Consider the following 18328-nt stretch of genomic DNA (forward strand, 5'->3'; position numbering starts at 1 on the left):
CGATTTCCGAGAATGGACGGACTCGCCGCAACATGGGGAATTCGCATCGTCCCGCCGCAACATGGGGAATTCGCATCCGTCCCGCAGCATCATGGAGCATTCGCATCATTCCGAAGGAGGAATTTTATGAGCTCGGCCGCCGGCACTTCGCCGCCACCTCAGACCGCTGCCGTCAATCGGCCGTCCGTCGGAAGACGAGGCATATCGGAGCGTTATCGCTTGTTTTTGTATGCGTTTCCGTTTCTGGTGCTCGTCTTTTTGTTCAGCTACCTGCCGTTGTACGGCTGGATTTATTCGCTCTACAACTATCGCCCCGGCTTCAAGCTGAGCGACACGCCGTTCGTCGGGCTGCAGTGGTTCCGCTCGATCTTCGCGAATCCGACGCAGACGCAGGAGGTGCTGCGCGTGATGAAGAACACCGTCGCGATGAGCACGCTCGGCATCCTGACCTCGGTGTTCCCGGTAGCCTTCGCCATTCTGCTCACGGAGCTCCGGTCGGCGCGGTTCAAGAAGGGAGTGCAGATTCTGACGACGCTGCCGAACTTCATCAGCTGGGTGCTCGTCTACGCGATCGCCTTCATGCTGTTCAACGTCGACAACGGGCTGATCAACCGCCTCATGATCGATTTCGGCCTGCAGGAGCGCGGCTTCAACTACTTGGCCAGCGACAGCCACACCTGGCTCTCGATGATATTGTGGTCGACGTGGAAAGGGCTCGGCTGGGGCGCGATCATGTACATCGCCGCGATCTCCTCGATCGACCAGGAGCTGTACGACGCCGCCAAGGTCGACGGCGCAGGCCGGTTCCGCCAGATGTGGAATATCACGGTGCCGGGCATCATGCCGACCTTTTTCGTCCTGCTGCTGCTCTCGATCGCGAACTTCATCAACAACGGCATGGAGCAGTACTTCGTGTTCCAGAATCCGATCAACAAGGACCATATCGAGGTGCTCGACCTCTACGTATATAACACCGGCATGCTCGGCACCAACTTCTCGTTTGCGACGGCCGTCAGCATGCTCAAGTCGATCATCAGCATCGGGCTGCTGTTCTTCGCCAACCGGCTGTCCAAGTGGGTCCGCGGTGAATCGATCATCTAAGCAAAGGAGGAGCCGAACTTGAAGATCCGCAGCTCGACCGGAGACAAAGTGTTCCACACGTTCAACTATCTGTTTTTCGCACTCTTCACGCTGCTGTGCGTGTTCCCGTTCTACTATCTGTTCATCAACACGATCAGCAGCAACGATCTGAGCTCCCGCGGCCTGGTTACCTGGTATCCGAAGGAGATCCACTTCAACAACTACGTTCAGGTGCTGAAGCTCAAAGGGCTGTCCCAGGCGACGCTGATCTCGGTCGGGAGGACGGCGATCGGGACGTTGGCGACGGTCGCGGGTTCGGCGTTTCTCGGCTACATTTTCACCAAGCGCAAGATGTGGGGCCGCACGTTCTGGTACCGGTTCATCATGATCACGATGTACTTCAACGCGGGCATCATCCCGTGGTACGTCATCATGATGAAGCTGCATATGACCAACAACTTCCTCGCCTACATTTTGCCGATGATCGTGTCGCCGTTCTACGTGATTCTGGTCAAAACGTTCATCGAGTCGCTGCCCGAGGTGCTGCAGGAATCGGCGGAGATCGACGGTGCGGGGACGATGACGCTGTTCTTCCGCATCATCCTGCCGCTCGTCAAGCCGATCGCCGCCACGATCGCCATCTTCGCGGCGGTGACGCAGTGGAATTCATTCATCGATACCGTCTTCCTGATGACGGACCAGACCTATTACACGCTGCAGTTCGTGCTCTACAAGTATCTCAACGAGTCCAACTCGCTCGCCGCAATCATCCGCAGCAGCGGCGGCCAGGCCAACATCGACCTGTCCAAGATGCAGACGGCCACCTCGATCCGCACGACCGTCTCCATGATCGTCGTCATCCCGATTTTGTTCGTGTATCCGTTTTTCCAGCGTTACTTCGTCAAGGGTATCATGATCGGCGCCGTCAAGGGATGACGGGATGGAACGGCCTATTTACGGCCTATTTAAGGAGGTGAGCCCGGAGGCCGCAATCTGAACGGCAGTGCCCGACGCTCCAAGCTATTTCCGCTTCGCCGACAGCCAACATATAAAGGGAGGACTACCCGTGCCGCAATTGAAAAAGAAAAAGGCGCTAACCGCATCCGTCGCCGTCCTGCTCGCCGCGAGTCTCGCAGCCTGCTCCGGCGGCAACAATAACAACAACGCTTCGCCGTCCGCCGCGCCGTCCGGTTCGGCCTCGTCCGGCGCATCCGCAGACGCCTCCGCCTCCGCCGCGCCGCAGCGCGACGCCTACAAGATCGACGTGTTCTCGATGCTGTCGAACTTCTCCGGCGAGCAGCAGGGCTGGTTCGCGAAGATCGTCAAGGACAAGTTCAACCTCGATCTCAACATCATCTCCTCGAATCTCGAGGGCGGCGGCGACGTCAAGTTCTCCGCGATGATGTCGGCAGGCAATCTGGGCGACCTCGTCGTATTCGGCGACGACGGGCAGAAGTATCAGGACGCGATCAAGGCGGGCATGCTGCTCGACTGGACGCAGGACGGCATGCTGGACAAGTATGGCCAGAATATTCTCAAGTACGCGCCGAAGGCGATCGAGAAAAACAAGGTGAACTTCGGAGGCGGCTCCAAAGTGTACGGCATCGGCTTCGATGTTGGCGAAGGCGACGGCCCGTCCGAGGGCAAGGATATGACCTACAATCCGAATCTTCGCTACGATCTCTACGTGAAGGCCGGCAGCCCGAAGATCACAAAGATGGAAGACTATCTCCCGGTGCTCAAAAAGATGCAGGAGCTGGAGCCCAAGAGCGATTCCGGGCGTCCGACCTATGCATTCTCGATGTGGCAGGACTGGGACGGCAACATGATGATGAATACGAAGGCTTGGGCGGGCCTGAACGGCTTCGACGAGACGGACGGCTTCAACAACGGCGGGTTCACGCTCATCTCCGCGGACAAGAACGAAGTACAGGGCGTGCTCGACGAGGGCGGCTACTATATGCGCGGCCTCAAGCTGTACTTTGACGCGAACCAGATGGGCCTCGTCGATCCCGACTCGCTCACGCAGAAGTTCGACGATGTCGTCAACAAGATGACGGACGGCCAGCTGCTGTTCACCTGGTTCCCGTGGCTCAACACGTACAATACGCCGGAGCGTCTCGCCGCGGGCAAGGGCTTTGCGCTTGTGCCGTTCGAGGAGGAGCGCACGTTCTCCTACGGCTACAATCCGTACGGCGGCAACCGCGTCTGGGCGATCGGCGCCAAGGCGAAGCATCCGGAGCGGGTGCTCGAATTCCTCGACTGGCTGTACAGCCCGGAAGGCACGATGGCCGCGAACTACGGTCCGGAAGGGCTCGCCTGGAAGCTCGAAGGCGGCAAGCCCGTGCTGACGGACTTCGGCCAGCAGGCGCTCCCGTCCAATCCGACGGCGGTGCCCGACGAGTTCGGCGGCGGCACGTGGAAGGACGGCATGAATCAAATCAACAACACGACGTTCAAGCTGACGAGCATTAACCCCGAGACGGGCGATCCGTACGACTATACGCTGTGGACGTCGACGCTCGCACAGGCGCCGAACAAGCTGGAGGAGACGTGGCGGGCCGCGATGGGCGGCGCGACGAGCGCCAAGGACTACCTGCTGAAGAACAGCAAGATCGCGATCAACAAGCAGATTTTCACCGGCACCGCGCCGGAGGTGATCTCCGACGCGCTGTCACAGAAGCAGGGTCAGGTCGCGCAGGTCATCAAGCAGTACTCCTGGAAGATGGTATTTGCGAAGAACGAAGCCGAATTCGACAAGCTCAAAAAGGAAATGATCACGAAGGCGAAGGGGCTCGGCTACGACGACGTCTTCAACTGGAACAAGCAGCAGAACGAGAAGGTATTCGAATACCGCGCCAAATAACAGATGAAGCCGCAGCTGTCCGGAGCTTATCGCCGCCCTCGTTCGGGGACGGCGGTAAGCTTTTGCGGCATTGCGGCGGGCGCGGAAGGCCGGAGAACCGTCCGGGCGCCCAATAAATGCCTGACGGCGCGCGCAGGACGGCGGCTGTCGGGAACGTGCGTGTAATGCTAAAATAGTAAGCGTATACAGGAGGGGCGAGTCCAACACAACGAGAGGGGATGCAAGCAACTGTTCCTGTCGCGATATTTGAAGATGCCTCATCCCTTCAAGCAGGGTACGCTGAGGCACACGCTCGTCATCTACCTGCTGATCGCCTGCCTGTTCCCGCCGATTCTGTTCTCGGTCTATACGTACTCGTCGCTCCACTCGATCCTGACGGGCAAGATTCGCAGCGGCATCGACGCAAGCCTCAAGCAGGAGGCGACCGGGATGGAGAACATGCTGAACGACCTGGACTTCGTCTCCAAGCAGTTCGCGCTGGACGGCCGGCTGGCGGACCTGATCAACCGTTATCTGAAGACCAACCAGACCTACGACAAGGCGGAGATCAAGCAGGACATCGAGGATAGCCTGAACCTGGTCAACTTCACGAGCCCCAATGTGGGCCTCACCGTTTATTATATGCCGCTCGCCGCCGAGCCTGTGCTGTTCAACAACCTGCCCGTCGTCGACGGCTTCGCGATCGACCGTCTGCCGGCGTTCGTGCAGTACAAGGGCGCCGTGTTCAGCGGACCGCACCGGACGCAGTACAAGAACAGCGAGAACACCGTCATCTCGTCCCTGCGCGTCGTGCGCACCGACCAGAAGAGGACGGTTTACATTTACCTGGAGTCCAACTACAACCTGTTCCGCAAGATTCTGAACAGCGCGCTGTACGGGATGAAGGTGTCGCATTACTTGATCGACGAGAACGGGGAGGCGCTGTTCGCGGACGACGGCGTGCCGCCGCTCGACCCGGCGAAGCTGCGCTACGAGGAAGTGGCGGCCTCCGGCAGCGGGCCCTATCGCGGCTACTATCTGTTCGGCTACGAGAGCCCGCAGGGCTGGAAGCTGGTGACGGCGGTCAGCACGGGGGAGTTCAACCGGGAGATCAACGCCTGGTTCCGCAGGCTCGCGGTGCTGTTCACGTTCGCCGTCGGGTTCGCGATCGTGCTCGCGATGCTGATCTGGCGCAAGGTATACGGCTCGATCCGCAAGGTGAACCGGGAGATTGTCCGCATGACCCGGGACCGGGAGGCGCCCGTCCAGTATATGAAGGTCGAGGAGTTCGACCAGCTGCTCGGCAGCTTCGAGGTGATGAAGACGACGGTGAACGGGCTCATCCGCGAGATCGGCGACAACGAGCGGACCAAGTACCAGCTCGAGACGGAGAAGCTGCTCAGCCAGATCAATCCGCATTTCCTCCACAACACGCTTAATACGGTGCAGTGGGTCGCGCGCGCGGGCGGCCAGGAGGAGATCGACCGGATCGTGACGCTGCTCGTGCAGGTGCTGCAGTATAATATGGGAAAAGGAAGCCTGATCGTCACGGTCGGGCAGGAGCTCGAGGCGCTGCGGCATTATATCGACCTGCAGAGCTGCCGCTACGAGGACGAGCTGCGCTTCGTCATCCGGGTCGAGCCGGGCACGGAGGATATCGCGATGCCGCGGTTCCTGTTGCAGCCGCTCGTGGAGAACGCGATCTATCACGGCCAGCGCGAGGAAGGCGGCGAGATCGCGATCGCGGTGGAGCGGCTACAGGATGCGCCGGGCATGCTGACGCTGCGCGTGACGGACAACGGGCCGGGCATGGACGAGGAGACGCTGGCCGGGCTGCTCGCGGAGGAGCAGGAGCAGGGCGCCTCCAGGCGGGGCATGGGCATCGGGCTCAAGTACGTCAAGCGGCTGCTCGAGAGCTACTACGGCAGCGGCGATCTGCTGCGCATCCGCAGCACGCCGGGGGAAGGGACGACGCTGTCCGTGAACATACCGATTCGAAGCGAGGTGGAGCTCTATGATCAAAGCGCTGGTCGTTGACGACGAGAAGCGGGTGCGCCGCGGCTTCATCGCGCTGGTCGACTGGTCCGCCTACGGGATCGCCATCGTCGGCGAAGCCAAGGACGGCGCGTCGGCGATGGCGCTGCTCGGCGAGCGGGACGTCGATATGATGTTCGTCGATATCGGCATGCCGGGCATGTCGGGCTTCGAACTGATCGAGCAGGCACGCAGCCGGTATCCCCGCACCAAGGCGGTCATCCTCACCTGCTATCATGAATTCGACTACGTGCAGGAGGCGCTGCGGCTCGGCGCGATCGACTACATCGTCAAGACGCTGCTCAACAAGAGCAACGTGGACGAGACGCTGCAGCGCATCGTCAAGCGGTTCGACTGGGAGCGGCGGCATGTGACGGCGGCGGGTACGCAGCGTCCGTTCGAATCGGCGGTCGTGCTGGCGCCCAAGGGAACCGCGGCCTCGGAGGAGGCGCCTGCATTCGCGGGCCTCGCGACCGACGGCAAGCCGCGCCGCCTCGCGGGCGGGCTGTGGCTCTGCCAGGCGCCGGCGCAGCAGGCGGACGAGTGGCTGCGCGAGCTGCCGGCGCATATCGCCGGCAAGTGGCAGGCCGCCCGGGTGACGGCGGGCGAGGACGACCGCGTCTCCGCGCGCGAAGCCGAGCGGCTGATCGCAGGACGCCTGCCGGCCAGGCTATTCTACGCCGCGAGCGGCGAGCCCGGCGGGCGCCCCGTCGCCCTGAGCGAGCTGCGGGCGGAGGGCGGCCCGGCGGGCGCCGAGCTGGACGCGGCGTTCGGGGAGTGGGCCGAGTGCCGCTGGCTGCTGTACGGCGACGACTGGCGCAGATTCGTCGCGCAGATCGAGCAGTGGCAGCCGGACCCTGCACGGCTGCAGGCCTGGCTGCGGTCGCTGGCCGCGGAGTGGGCGGTCTATCTGGGATGGAGCGGCTTACAGGAGGGCGAGGCATCGCCATCGTTGTCGCCATCGCTTGACGCGACGGAGGCGCTGTATGCCTGGAGACAGTGGAAAAGCTGGCTGTCCGCCGCCGCGCTCCTCACCCAGCAGCGGCTCGTCGAGCTGTCGCTGTCGCGGGAAGTGTTCGCGAGTCTGATCCGGGCCGTGCTGTATATGAAAGGACATGCGGGAGAGGATCTGAATCAGGACGAGGTGGCGCGCCGGATCGGCATGAGCCGCAGCTATTTCAGCCAGTGCTTCAAGCGGTTCGCGTCCGGCGAGCCGTTCGGCGATGCGCTCCGCAAGCTGCGCCTCGCAGCGGCGAAGGAGCTGCTGCGCGCGACGGATCTGCCGATCCGCGACATCGCGGGCCGGGTCGGCTTCGAGGACGACAAGTACTTCAGCCGCCTGTTCCGCGACCGGACGGGCATGCTGCCGTCCGAATACCGGAGCGCGCTCCAAGGCGCGCTCGAGGGAGGCGCGCCTTGACCCGGGCCGGCGCAAGGCGCGGCGGGGCGCGCCGGGATGGGGAGCGGCGGACCGCGGAGGCAGGAGGTGCGGGCGCGATTGCGTCTGCGGCGAAGCGGGCAACGCGGGCGGCGGCCGCGCTGGCCGTCTGCGCGCTCGCGTTGACGGCCTGCTTCGGCGGGGGCGGCGGGCAGGCGCAGGACGGCGCCGACGCGGACGTCCCGCCGGCCGACCGGCAGGCCTACGCCAAGTACGAGACGCCGGTCACGCTGCGCATCCCGCACCAGTACTCCGACATCGAGCTGCCGGAGGGCGACACGAGCGAGAACAACTTCGTGAGCCGGTATCTCGGCGAACAGACCGGCATCTCGATCAAGTACGCCTGGGAGGCGCCCAGCGGCGTGCAGTACGCGGCCAAGATGGACTACGCCATCCGCAGCGGCGACCTGCCCGACGCCTTCGTCGTCGACCGCCAGCAGTTCAGGGAGCTGACGGCCGCCGGCGTACTGGCGGATCTCACGGACGTATATGCCGCGTATGCGTCGACGCTCGTGAAGTCGTTCTACGAAGCGACCGACGGCAAGGCGCTGCAGGAGGCGTCGATCGGCGGACGCCTGTACGGACTGCCCAATGTCGCGATCGAAGCGGACGCCCCGACCTATCTATGGCTGCGTCAGGACTGGCTGGACAAGCTCGGGCTCGCGCCGCCCCGTACGCTGGAAGACATCGCGCGGATCGCGACGGCGTTCCGCGCGATCGACCGCGACGGCGACGGCAAGCCGGACACGGTGGGGATCCCGGTCGACCGCGAGATGGTATACGGCGAGAAGACCGGCAACAACGGGCTGAACAGCGTGTTCGCGGCCTTCGGCGCCTACCCGCGCAAGTGGGTCGCGGGCCCGGACGGGCTGCCCGTATACGGCTCGGTGCAGCCGGAGGCCAAGTCCGCGCTGGCGCTGCTCGCCGGATGGTATCGCACGGGCGTGCTCGATCAGCAGTTCATGCTGCGTCAGGACCCGCAGGACCTGGTGGCGGAGAACAAGGCCGGCATCTTTTTCGGACCGTGGTGGGCCCCGTACTATCCGCTGTCCAAGTCGATCTCCCAGGACACGAAGGCGGACTGGCGCGTGTACGCGGTGCCGCTCGACGAGGCGGGCCGCTTCAACGTCAGCGAGGCGCCGGTCACGGACCGCTATCTCGTCGTCCGCAAAGGCTACGCGTACCCCGAAGCGGCGCTCAAGCTGCTGAACGTATTCACCCGCATCGAGCGCAACCAGGATCCGGCCGCCAAGCGCTTGCTCGCGGTGACGGAGCAGCTCGACACCCAGCTGCGCAACTATTATCCGTTCGACCTGCTGCTGGACTATCCGGACGCGATCGCCCAGCGGCACGACCGGCTCGCGAAGGCGCTGGCCGGAGAGCTCGATCCCGCGCAGCTCGATCAGGAGACCAAGCGGCTGTACGAGGATTCCCTGACCGAGCGGGAGTCCCCGCGCAAGAACCTCGACGCCTGGAGCGGCTCGACGGCCTATCAGCTGTGGGGCAGCGTAGAGCGGACGGAGACAGAGAAGATCGGCGCCTTCTTCGCGGACCCGCCGCCGTCGATAGCCGCCGAATGGTCGCGCCTGCTGAATCTGGAGACGGAGACGTACGCCAAGATCATCACGGGCGAGCTGCCGCTGTCGGCGTTCGAAGATTATGTGAAGCGCTGGCATGCGGAGGGCGGGGACCGGATGACCGGGGCCGTGCGGGCCGCATCCTCCTGACGGCTACAAGCTCTTGCTAGAGACATCGCGTGCCCTATGCGCTATACTGTTGTAAACGCAATGACGGAAAATGGAGGTGGGTGTGAGCATGCCGACCGATAAATGCGGAGGCGCAGCGACGCCCAGGTGGTTCGGATACGCATTGCAGTCTCTCGTTTACCTGGCCCATCACGCCGAACGGGAAGACCGCTGCCCGAGCGGGCAGATCGCGGGAGGCTGCGCCACGGAGGCGACGCTGATGAGGCGTATCCTGTCGCGGCTTGCCAGGGCGCAGATCGTGGGCGCCCGCGAGGGGCGCGAGGGCGGATACTTCCTGCTCAAGGCGCCGGAAGCCATCACGCTCGGCGAGGTGTACCGGGCGCTCGAGATCGCGGAGCCGCTGCACAGCGGGATGCTGGACAGCGCAGACGATTGCTCCGCGCTCGGCTCCGGCATGAAGGAGGCGTTCGGCGACGTCATCCGCGAGACCGAGCGCCGCATGATGGAGGTGCTCGACGGCCGCACGATCGCGGATATGATCGGGCAGGTATTCGGGCAGAAGGTGTGACGAAAGGGCGGCGCTGCCGCCCTTATTTTATGGAGAGGGTCGAGCAGGCGCGATGTCCTACACTTGCGAGCAATTGGCGGAAGCCTTCGAAAGCGCGAACCTGTCCGTCCACGGCGTATTCCGCACGCGGCTCGAGCCCGATTCGCTGTATGCGGGACATGTGGAGCGGCCTACGACGAGAGGCGCGGTGCTGATCGGTCTGAGCGGTCGGGCCGATTTTATATTTGACGGGACAGAGCGCCATGCGGTCGAGCCGGGCGTCGCACTGATCGGCGGGCTGAACAAGCGGCTGGAGATCAGAACCGGCGGCGAGGCGTTCGAGTACGGACTCGTGCATTACCTGCCGGAGCCGCCGCTCGGCGAAGCAGCGCATTTGCTGGCAGCCGTGAGCGTGCTTCGCATTAGCGCGGATCCCGAGCATCGTCTGCTGCTGGAGCAGCTGCTGGTGGCGGCCTCGCTTCCCGACGGGATGGTCCGTTTGGAAAAGAAGACGTTGTTCTACCAGCTCGTGAACAGGCTGCTGATCGCGGCGCGCGCGATGAGGCACGGTCCCGCCACGGCGATCATCGACGAGACGCTGGCGCTCATTCACGCGCATTACGCCGAGCCGATCACGCTCGCGCGGCTGGCCGAGCGGCATGGCCTCGGGCCCAAGTATTTCTCGGCGCAGTTCCGCAAGTACATGGGGATGGGACCGATCGATTATTTGATCCGCTACCGCATGAACCGCGCACAGGAGCTGCTCGCTACCGGATCGTACACGGTGCTGGCGGTCGCCAGGAGCGTCGGCTATCCAGACGCGTATTACTTCAGCAGGCTGTACAAGAAGTACAAGGGCGTATCGCCTCGGGAGACCGGCCTCAAGCATAGACGAAATCGTCCATCCTGATCGCGAACCATTCTCCATTTGCAGCGGGCTGGAGAGGTGTTAAAGTCTAGATGATAATGAGAATCGTTATCTACTAGATGAGCGAGAGGGATGTTCGACATGAAATACCGATTCAAGCTATGGCCGGCGCTCGTCGGCCTCATCATGCTGCTGACGCTGCTGTCCGCGTGCGGAAGCGGGGACAACGCGGCCTCGGGCAGTCCGAGCGCAGCCGCGGGCACAAGCGTCCCGGGCGAGAGCGCTGGCGCCAGCGACTCGGGCGCAAGCGGCAGCGCCGCTGCCGGCGCGGGCGCATCTTCTGCGGCTGCCGGCGCCGAGGCGGCTTTTCCCCGCACGGTCCCAAGCGTCGGCGGCGACGTGACGATCGCCGAGCGGCCCCGCAAAGTCGCGGTCGTCCATTGGGGCTACACCGACTCCTTGCTGCTGTTCGAGCTGGCGTCCGCCGGGTTCGCGCTTCCTTTCTCGGAGAAGCAATCCCTGCTCGGCACGGAGCAGTACAAGGCATACGCGGACAAGATCCCCGATATTCAGATCGTCGGCGAGAATACCGAGGTCAATCTGGAAAAGCTGACGGCCTACGGTCCCGATCTGATCATCGCGGGCAACAAGACGAACGAAAAGGTGCTGCCGCAGCTGTCCAAGATCGCGACGACGGTCGTCGTCGACGAATCGAAGATCGACGTCTGGAGCGACTGGCCGGCGCTCGTAACCGAATTCGGCGACATTCTCGGCCAGGAGCGGACCGCAGCCGACTATATCGCCGCCTACCGGGCGGAGGTCGCCGCCGCCAGAGAGAAGCTCTCGGGACTGAACGGCACGGTCGCCTTCCTGCAGGTGAGAGACAAGACGGTGTACCTGCAGGGCAGCGACCTGCTGAAGGATTATTACGACGGACTCGGTCTCCGGGCGCCCGAGGGGGATGCAGCGAAGAGGGGCGCAGAGCTCACGCTGGAAGGACTGAGCGCTCTCGACCCCGACTATCTGATCCTCGGCTACTTCAACTATCACGACTCCACGCTCGCCGCGTTCACCGATACGTGGCAGGACAGTCCGATCTGGAACAATCTGAAGGCCGTTAAAAACGGGCATACGTACGACGTGGACGGCCAAATGGTGCTCGGGTACGGACCGATCGACCGGCGCACCGGCGTGAAGGTCATCTCCGATTCGCTCTCCGGCGCGCTCAAGTAAAGACAAGGCGCATCGCTTCGGGTTATACTGGCGGAAGACGGCAGAATCGGGAGCTCCGGCCCGAGCTGGAACGATCGGCGAGCGACACGGAGATCATGCGCGTTCTGACCGTACGCATGTGTGCCAGCCGGCGGGAGGTCGATTGAATTGTTGAAGGGAATACCGGCGATATTGTCGCCGGAGCTGCTTAAAATATTGATGGAAATGGGCCATGGCGACGAGATCGTGCTGGGCGACGGGAACTTCCCCGCGGCGAGCCATGCGCGGCGGCTCGTCCGCTGCGACGGCCACGGCATCCCCGAGCTGCTGGAGGCGGTGCTGTCGCTGCTGCCGCTCGACCAGTATACTGCGCGCCCGGCCGCCCTCATGCAGGTCGTGCCCGGCGATACGGTCGAGACCCCGATCTGGGACCGGTACGACCGGATCGTCCGCGAGCGCGCGGGGCTGACAGATGCGTTCGAGCAGGTCGAGCGATTCGCCTTCTATGAGCGGGCGAAGCAGGCGTATGCGATCGTGGCGACCGGAGAGAGCGCCCTGTACGCCAACATCATCCTCAAGAAGGGCGTCGTCGCGCCCGAATAACGACATCGCGACGAACCGGAGGAGCCGGATATGCTCTCCTGCGCGCAGCTGCGCCGGGAGAGCGTATCCGGCTCTCGGCGAAGAGACGAGGGAGCGTGATACGCGCATGGCGAGAGAGCCGCATCTGCACGAGTTGGCGACGCTGAAGACGATCGCCGAGAAGCTTAACCAGCTCAGCGAGCTGCAGCCGCTGCTCGGCGAAGTGCTGGAGCTGCTGCTCGCGCTCACGGGGCTCACGACCGGCTGGATATACGTCGAGACCGGGCCGCGCCGGTTCTCGCTGGCGGCGGACGTCAGGCTGCCGCAAGCGCTGTCGCTCGGCTGCAAGCGGCCGATGCAGGGCAATTATTGCTGGTGCCTGACGCGCTTCGCGACGGACGAATTGACTAGCGCCGTTAATATTTTAAGCTGCAAAAGAATCGAGCTGGCGGTCCGCGACGCCACGGGCGACACCGGGGGCATCACGCATCACGCCACGGTGCCGCTGCGGGCGGGCGCGCGGCGGTTCGGCGTGCTGAACGTCGCGGCGCCCGGCAAGACGCAATTCGACGCCGAGGAGCTCGCGCTGCTCGAATCGGTCGCGCTCCAGATCGGCAGCGCGGTCGAGCGCGTGCAGCTGTACGAGGCGGAGCGGCGCCGGGCGGCCCACTTCGCCCAGCTCGGAGAGCTGGGGCGGGCGCTCGCCGCTGCGTCGGGGGATCGCGCCGGCGCGCCGCTGGCCGTCCGCATCGTAGAAGAGCTGGGCACGCGCTTCGGTTGGCCGTACGTCGCGATGATCGATGCGGACGGCGCGGGGATGCGCATGCGCGCCGTATACGAGGCAGGCGGCGCGCGGGATTCGGCGGCGATGCTGTCCGTGCCTGCGGCGGAGCTGCTCGGCGGCCGCATGGCGAGCCGGCGGTACGGGCTCGGCTCCGGCTGCGCGCCCGAGCTTCGCGGCGCGCGGATCGTCCTGCCGGAGGCGCCGGATCTGCTGGCCGCGTTCCTCGTCCCGTTCGCCTACGCGGACGATGCGCACGGCTTGATCCTCGTAGGCGCCTCGCCCGACCGGGAGCTCGACAAGGTCGATATCGAGGTGCTCGAGGCGCTGTCCGAGCAGATCGCCGCCGCCTTCGTGAGCGAGCGGGACGAGGAGAGCCGCAGGGAGCTGGCCCGTCTCGACGAGCGCAACCGGCTGGCCCGCGACCTGCACGATTCGGTGACGCAGATGCTGTTCTCCTTGTCCATGACGGCCAAGGGGGTAGAGGCCCAGCTGGCGGTTGGCGAGATGGATGCGGCTGCCGCGAATGTGGGCGATATGCGCCGGCTCTCGCAGACTGCGCTCAAGGAGATGCGCGAGCTTATCCTGCAGCTGCGGCCGTCCGATCTGGAGGACGGGGTGCTGCGCGCGCTCGTCGCCTATGCCGGGCGCATCGGACTGCGCGCGACGGCGCGCCAGTCGGGCGCGGGCCGCCGGCTGTCCGGCGAGGCGGAGCAGGCGCTGCGCGGCATCGGGCAGGAGGCGCTCAACAATATCGCCAAGCATGCGGGTGTCCGCGAAGCCGAGATCGAGCTGGCGCAGCAGGGCGGACAGGTCGTGCTCCGCATCGCAGACGGCGGGCGGGGCATCGGGGCCCGGCCGGGCGGAGATGCGTCCGCGGATCATGCCCTCGGACAGGGAGTTCCCGGCGAGGGCATGGCCGGGCGGCCGGCCGACGTCCCGGCTGCGGATGCCGCGGCATCCGGCGGCAGCTCGATCGGCCTCTCCACGATGCGCGAGCGGTGCGAGGCGTTGGGCGGGACGCTGCGTATTTACGGCGAAGAGGGGCTGGGCACGACCGTCGAAGCGATATTGCCGATAAAGGAGTTCGCGAATTGAGTATTCGAATATTGCTGGCCGACGACCATGCCGTCGTGCGGCGCGGCCTGCAGGTCATGCTGTCCACCCAGGGCGGGCTCGAGCTGGTCGGCGAAGCCTCGAACGGCCTCGAGACGCTCGAGCTGGCGCAGCGTCTGGCGCCCGATATCATCCTTATGGATCTGCAAATGCCGGTGCTGGACGGCCTCGCCACGATGGAGCGGCTGCGGCAGAGCGGATCGACCGCGAAGGTCATCGTGCTGACCTCGTTCGCGGACCAGACCCATGTGCTGCCGGCCGTCCGTGCAGGCGCGCGCGGATATCTGCTCAAGGACGTGGAGCCCGAGGAGCTCATCCGGGCGATCCGTCGGGTACACGAGGGCAAGATCGAGCTGCATTCGGAGGTTGCCGGGCAGCTGCTGGAGCTGGTAGCAGCCGCCGAGCCGCTGGCCGGAGCGCCTGCGGCAGATACGCCTGCGGCTCGGACGGGCCTGCTCGCAGCGGTCGGCGCGGGACCGTTCGCAGCGCTGACCAGGCGGGAGCTCGAGGTGCTCGGACTGATCGCTTCGGGCAAGAACAACAAGGAGATCGCCGCCGCGCTGTTCATCTCCGAGAAGACGGTCAAGACGCATGTCAGCCACGTGCTGGACAAGCTCGGCGTGCCGGACCGGACCCAGGCCGCGCTGCTCGCCGCCAAGCACGGGCTGTAGCAGGCGGAGGGGCGAGCCGCCCGGCACGGAGACTGCGGTGCGGGAGGGGCGAGCCCAATGTTGTCAGGTTAAGAACCCTGCCGCTCCCCGGCGCGTGGTCTTCATGAATAAATTGTGCTTGGTCTGTTTGTTGCGTATGAACGAGCGATCCTGGACGACAGGGATGCGGCTACGTTGAAGTTCTTCCCCAAACCGTTCGTGCAACACAGCCTTGAAAGGGGAGATAACTGCCAAACCGCAGTTATTTTCTCCTGCGCCAGGACATCTGGCGGCGATAACTGCATTTATACAGTTAATTTCGAGTCTGAGCCGGATGACGGTCGATTTTCGCGAGATTAACTGTATATTCGCAGCTATCGCTCCGAAAAATGCCGCCACCACGGAGATTAACTGTATATTTGCAGTTAACCTGACAACATTGGGGGCGAGCCCGCCAAGTGTTGACTGTGGCGGGCTGGCGGATGCTCTCGCCGCGGGATGCGCCGGCCCGCTTGCGGGCAGGGCGGCACAATCAGCCCTGTGGGCGGCACCCCGCGCTCACTCCCTCATCCGATAGTCGTACGAATCTCAGCCTCCGGCTGAGATTTTTTGCATCCGCAAATCCGCCTTTTCGCCGACGACGCCCTCCGCGCCTGACGCTACAATAAAGCCATTCCTAACAGACGGAAAGGATGAACGACCATGAAAATCGCGATTATCGCCGGAAGCAACAGGCAGGACTCGAACAGTACGCGCCTTGCGCGCTATGTCGGAGCGCTCATCTCTCGGCAGGAACATCAGGTGTCCGTTTTCGATCCGAAATTAACGCCGCTGCCGTTTTTCTCGACCGACGAGGACTTCGCGGGACATGAGGCGTTGGCTGCGTTCAAGCAGACGGTGCTCGACGCGGATGCCGTCGTGCTCGCTACGCCGGAATACCACGGCGCGCCGTCGGGCGTGCTCAAGAACGCGCTGGATTTTCTGGGCCAATCGCACTTTGAAGGCAAAGCGGTCCTCAGCATGAGCTCCGCCGGCGGCGCGGTCGGCATCGGCTCGCTGCAGCAGCTGCAATCGATCGTGCGTTCGCTGCACGGGGTGAATTGTCCTGAATGGGTATCGGTGTCCGGATTCCAGCGCGATCTGCCGTGGGGAGACGCCGGGGATACGGAAGCGAGCAAGAAGGTAGAGAGCCGCATTCGCATCGCCGTCGACGCATTCCTGGGGATGGCGGCGCGCCTCCGGGGCATCGGGTCGCTGCAAGCGCAGTGAAGGGAGGTTTGATGAGATGATTACGCATATCGTGTCGCTGGAGCTCAGGACTTCGTCCGTGCAGGGCTGCAAGCAATTTTACCGCGATCAGCTCGGCTTCGCCGTTATCGGCGAGACGGCAGACGAGATCCGCTTCGCGCCAACGCCCCGCGTCTCGCTTATTTTTCGGGAATCGGACGAAGCGCCGGCCCACGCTCACGTGGCGTTTGAAGTGCCGCATTCGGCGTTCGGAGAGATCGTACGGGAGCTGGAGCGACGCCGCATCGCGCCGCTGCAATGGGCGGACGGCAGGATTGTAGACGAATTTGAGTCGGGAACCAACGTTTACTTTCGGGACTGCGACGGCAACCTGCTCGAATTCATCGCGCATCCCGGCATCACAGAAGGAGTTGTCGAGCCTTCCGGTCCGTTTCGCATACTGTACGTGCGGGAGATCGGACTGCCGGTGGACGACGTACTGGCGTTCCGCGCGTTAATGGTCGACCTGCTCTCACTGCGTCTCGCCAAAGCTGCGGACGACTTCGCCTTCGCGATCGGAGGAACGGCGCATCTGGTCGTCGCCTCCAAGCGGAGACGATGGATCCCGATCGCGATGCGCGCAGTGCCCCCAAGCTTGAAGGTTGTGCTCGGCGCTTCGGACGCGCGGACCATCGAAGGGCTGAAGGAGCGGCTGGCGATGAAAGGAATGGAGTTCGGCGAGCGGGAAGGGGTAGTCTTCGAAGTCGAAGGCTATGAGTTTGCGGTGAGATTGGACGCCCGGTTTGCAGACGTGCCGGCGCGGCTCGGGCTGAATGGTTGAGCGTCGTCCGGCGAGAGCCGGCTGCAACCGACTCTCCCGACAACAGCCGCCTATCGAGGGCGGGTGGCTTTAAAGGTTACGTCCGGAGTAGACCGCTTCCTTTGTGTGAGGCGGTGTATTTCCGTTTGTGGAAAGAAAGTATAAGTACGACAAGCGCCGCGAATGGGATCATTAGCGTCAGCTATAAATGAAATGATAGACTCGTCAAATAGAAGCTCAAGCCGTCCGCAGCCGCTGGAAAAAGGCCGAAATCGCCGTCTCCGCCGCGCCCATGACTGCGGAGCGGTCGCCCAGCTCGGCGAAGAGGAGGCGGATGCCGCGCAAATGGAAGTTCAGCGCCCGCGCCTCCACCGTGCGAATCATCGCATCCTCCAGCCAGGGGCGCGCGCGGCTCATCGTGTTGCCGATGACGACGGCCTCCGGGTTGAACACGTTCACGATGTTGGCGATGCCGACGCCGAGCGACTCGCCGATGGCCGCGAACAGCCCGCGTGCGGCCTCGTCGCCGCGCGACGCCAGCTCCAGCAGGCTGTCGAGCGAGCCGCTGCCGATGCCGTCCGCCGCCGCGCGGGCGAGCAGCGCCTGTTCCGACGCATACAGCTCCCAGCAGCCCCGGTTGCCGCAGCGGCATGCCGGGCCGGTGGCCTCGATCGACAGATGCCCCATTTCTCCCGAGAAGCCCGCCGCCCCCTTGTACAGCTCTTTTTGCAAAATAAGACCGGTTCCGATGCCCATGCCCACGCTCACATAGATCATGCTGCCGAGGCCGCGTCCGCTGCCGAACTGGCGCTCGCCGATGGCGCCTACGTTGGCCTCGTTGTCGATCAGGACAGGGATGCCGAACGCGCGGGCGAGCGCATCCTGCAGCGGCACCTCGCGCCAATCGAGATTGGGCGCATACAGCACGGAGCCGTCCCGGTCCACGAGCCCGGGCACCCCGACGCCGATGCCGACGACGCCGAACGCGCTGTCCGGCGCCTCGGCCTCGAGCGCCTGGATGAACGGCCGCAATACGCCGAACACCTCGTCCGGGGCAGTCTGCGACAGCGTTGTCGTACGTTCGAGCACGATACCGCCCCGCAGGTCGGTCAGCACGCCGCGTATATAGTTGACGCCGAGATCGATGCCCACGGCATAGCCTGCATCCGCGACGAACTCCAGCAGCACCGGCTTGCGGCCGCCGCTCGACTGCCCCGTCCCGATCTCGCGCACGAGACCGCTGTCGATCAGATCCTGGATCAGGCTGGACACGGTCGCCTTGTTGAGTCCCGTCGTGGCGGAGATATCGGCGCGCGAGAGGGGGGCGTCCCGCAGCACCGAGTCGAGCACGATGGCGGTATTCATTCTTTTGATGAGGGCTTGATCGCCGGTGGGCGTCTTCATACGGGGTGTGCTCCTTCG

Annotated in this window: 15 protein-coding genes; 14 read left to right on the forward strand and 1 reads right to left on the reverse strand. The window is 64.2% G+C overall.

The genetic code is table 11. The features are described 5' to 3' along the window. Positions 1–126: 126 nt before the first annotated feature. From VQ071_RS02305 to VQ071_RS02370, 14 genes are all read left to right on the forward strand, one after another. Positions 127–1101: an ABC transporter permease gene (locus tag VQ071_RS02305; RefSeq protein ID WP_340512223.1), complete on the forward strand. Its 975-nt coding sequence runs from the start codon at positions 127–129 to the stop codon at positions 1099–1101. Between the two features lie 18 nt (positions 1102–1119). Beyond that, entirely contained in the window at positions 1120–2016 is an 897-nt protein-coding gene (locus VQ071_RS02310) for a carbohydrate ABC transporter permease (RefSeq protein WP_340512224.1), read from the forward strand. 130 nt (positions 2017–2146) lie between these two features. Beyond that, positions 2147–3946: an ABC transporter substrate-binding protein gene (locus VQ071_RS02315; protein WP_340512225.1), complete on the forward strand. Its 1800-nt coding sequence runs from the start codon at positions 2147–2149 to the stop codon at positions 3944–3946. A gap of 252 nt (positions 3947–4198) precedes the next feature. Then, positions 4199–5962, forward strand: a complete 1764-nt coding sequence (locus VQ071_RS02320; protein WP_340512226.1) for a sensor histidine kinase — start codon at positions 4199–4201, stop codon at positions 5960–5962. Next, a complete protein-coding gene (locus VQ071_RS02325; protein WP_340512227.1) occupies positions 5940–7379 on the forward strand; it encodes a response regulator transcription factor in 1440 nt (479 codons plus the stop codon). Before VQ071_RS02320 ends, VQ071_RS02325 begins: the two co-directional genes overlap by 23 nt. Further along, a complete protein-coding gene (locus tag VQ071_RS02330) occupies positions 7376–9124 on the forward strand; it encodes an extracellular solute-binding protein (protein WP_340512228.1) in 1749 nt (582 codons plus the stop codon). Before VQ071_RS02325 ends, VQ071_RS02330 begins: the two co-directional genes overlap by 4 nt. Before the next feature lie 88 nt (positions 9125–9212). Next, positions 9213–9671, forward strand: a complete 459-nt coding sequence (locus VQ071_RS02335; RefSeq protein WP_340512229.1) for an RrF2 family transcriptional regulator — start codon at positions 9213–9215, stop codon at positions 9669–9671. Positions 9672–9723: 52 nt separating this feature from the next. Then, positions 9724–10560, forward strand: coding sequence for a helix-turn-helix transcriptional regulator (locus tag VQ071_RS02340; protein WP_340512230.1), 837 nt, complete (start codon positions 9724–9726; stop codon positions 10558–10560). Positions 10561–10659: 99 nt separating this feature from the next. Continuing rightward, the gene (locus VQ071_RS02345; RefSeq protein WP_340512231.1) at positions 10660–11751 is read left to right on the forward strand and encodes an ABC transporter substrate-binding protein; all 1092 of its coding nucleotides are present in this window, start codon (positions 10660–10662) and stop codon (positions 11749–11751) included. A gap of 147 nt (positions 11752–11898) precedes the next feature. Beyond that, complete coding sequence (gene fucU / locus VQ071_RS02350) at positions 11899–12333, forward strand: L-fucose mutarotase (RefSeq protein ID WP_340512232.1); 435 nt, start codon at positions 11899–11901, stop codon at positions 12331–12333. A gap of 106 nt (positions 12334–12439) precedes the next feature. Beyond that, the gene (locus VQ071_RS02355) at positions 12440–14191 is read left to right on the forward strand and encodes a GAF domain-containing sensor histidine kinase (protein WP_340512233.1); all 1752 of its coding nucleotides are present in this window, start codon (positions 12440–12442) and stop codon (positions 14189–14191) included. Then, on the forward strand, positions 14188–14880 hold the full coding sequence (locus tag VQ071_RS02360; protein WP_340512234.1) for a response regulator transcription factor: 693 nt from the start codon (positions 14188–14190) through the stop codon (positions 14878–14880). Before VQ071_RS02355 ends, VQ071_RS02360 begins: the two co-directional genes overlap by 4 nt. Positions 14881–15561: 681 nt before the next feature. Further along, positions 15562–16128, forward strand: coding sequence for an NADPH-dependent FMN reductase (locus VQ071_RS02365; protein WP_340512235.1), 567 nt, complete (start codon positions 15562–15564; stop codon positions 16126–16128). 16 nt (positions 16129–16144) lie between these two features. Then, positions 16145–16927, forward strand: a complete 783-nt coding sequence (locus VQ071_RS02370; RefSeq protein ID WP_340512236.1) for a VOC family protein — start codon at positions 16145–16147, stop codon at positions 16925–16927. A gap of 216 nt (positions 16928–17143) precedes the next feature. On the opposite strand, the gene VQ071_RS02375 is transcribed toward VQ071_RS02370, so the two are convergent. Further along, a complete protein-coding gene (locus VQ071_RS02375; RefSeq protein ID WP_340512238.1) occupies positions 17144–18310 on the reverse strand; it encodes an ROK family transcriptional regulator in 1167 nt (388 codons plus the stop codon). Positions 18311–18328: the final 18 nt, after the last annotated feature.

It is taken from the genome of Cohnella sp. 56, from assembly GCF_037963805.1.
Lineage (GTDB): Bacteria > Bacillota > Bacilli > Paenibacillales > Paenibacillaceae > Cohnella.

Bases quoted from the DNA above. Each gene is read 5' to 3' on its own strand.
- VQ071_RS02305 (WP_340512223.1), top strand. From the start codon at position 127: ATGAGCTCGGCCGCCGGCACTTCGCCGCCACCTCAGACCGCTGCCGTC.
- VQ071_RS02320 (WP_340512226.1), top strand. From the start codon at position 4,199: ATGCCTCATCCCTTCAAGCAGGGTACGCTGAGGCACACGCTCGTCATC.
- VQ071_RS02325 (WP_340512227.1), top strand. From the start codon at position 5,940: ATGATCAAAGCGCTGGTCGTTGACGACGAGAAGCGGGTGCGCCGCGGC.
- VQ071_RS02335 (WP_340512229.1), top strand. From the start codon at position 9,213: ATGCCGACCGATAAATGCGGAGGCGCAGCGACGCCCAGGTGGTTCGGA.
- VQ071_RS02340 (WP_340512230.1), top strand. From the start codon at position 9,724: ATGTCCTACACTTGCGAGCAATTGGCGGAAGCCTTCGAAAGCGCGAAC.
- VQ071_RS02345 (WP_340512231.1), top strand. From the start codon at position 10,660: ATGAAATACCGATTCAAGCTATGGCCGGCGCTCGTCGGCCTCATCATG.
- VQ071_RS02355 (WP_340512233.1), top strand. From the start codon at position 12,440: ATGGCGAGAGAGCCGCATCTGCACGAGTTGGCGACGCTGAAGACGATC.
- VQ071_RS02365 (WP_340512235.1), top strand. From the start codon at position 15,562: ATGAAAATCGCGATTATCGCCGGAAGCAACAGGCAGGACTCGAACAGT.
- VQ071_RS02370 (WP_340512236.1), top strand. From the start codon at position 16,145: ATGATTACGCATATCGTGTCGCTGGAGCTCAGGACTTCGTCCGTGCAG.
- VQ071_RS02375 (WP_340512238.1), bottom strand. From the start codon at position 18,310: ATGAAGACGCCCACCGGCGATCAAGCCCTCATCAAAAGAATGAATACC.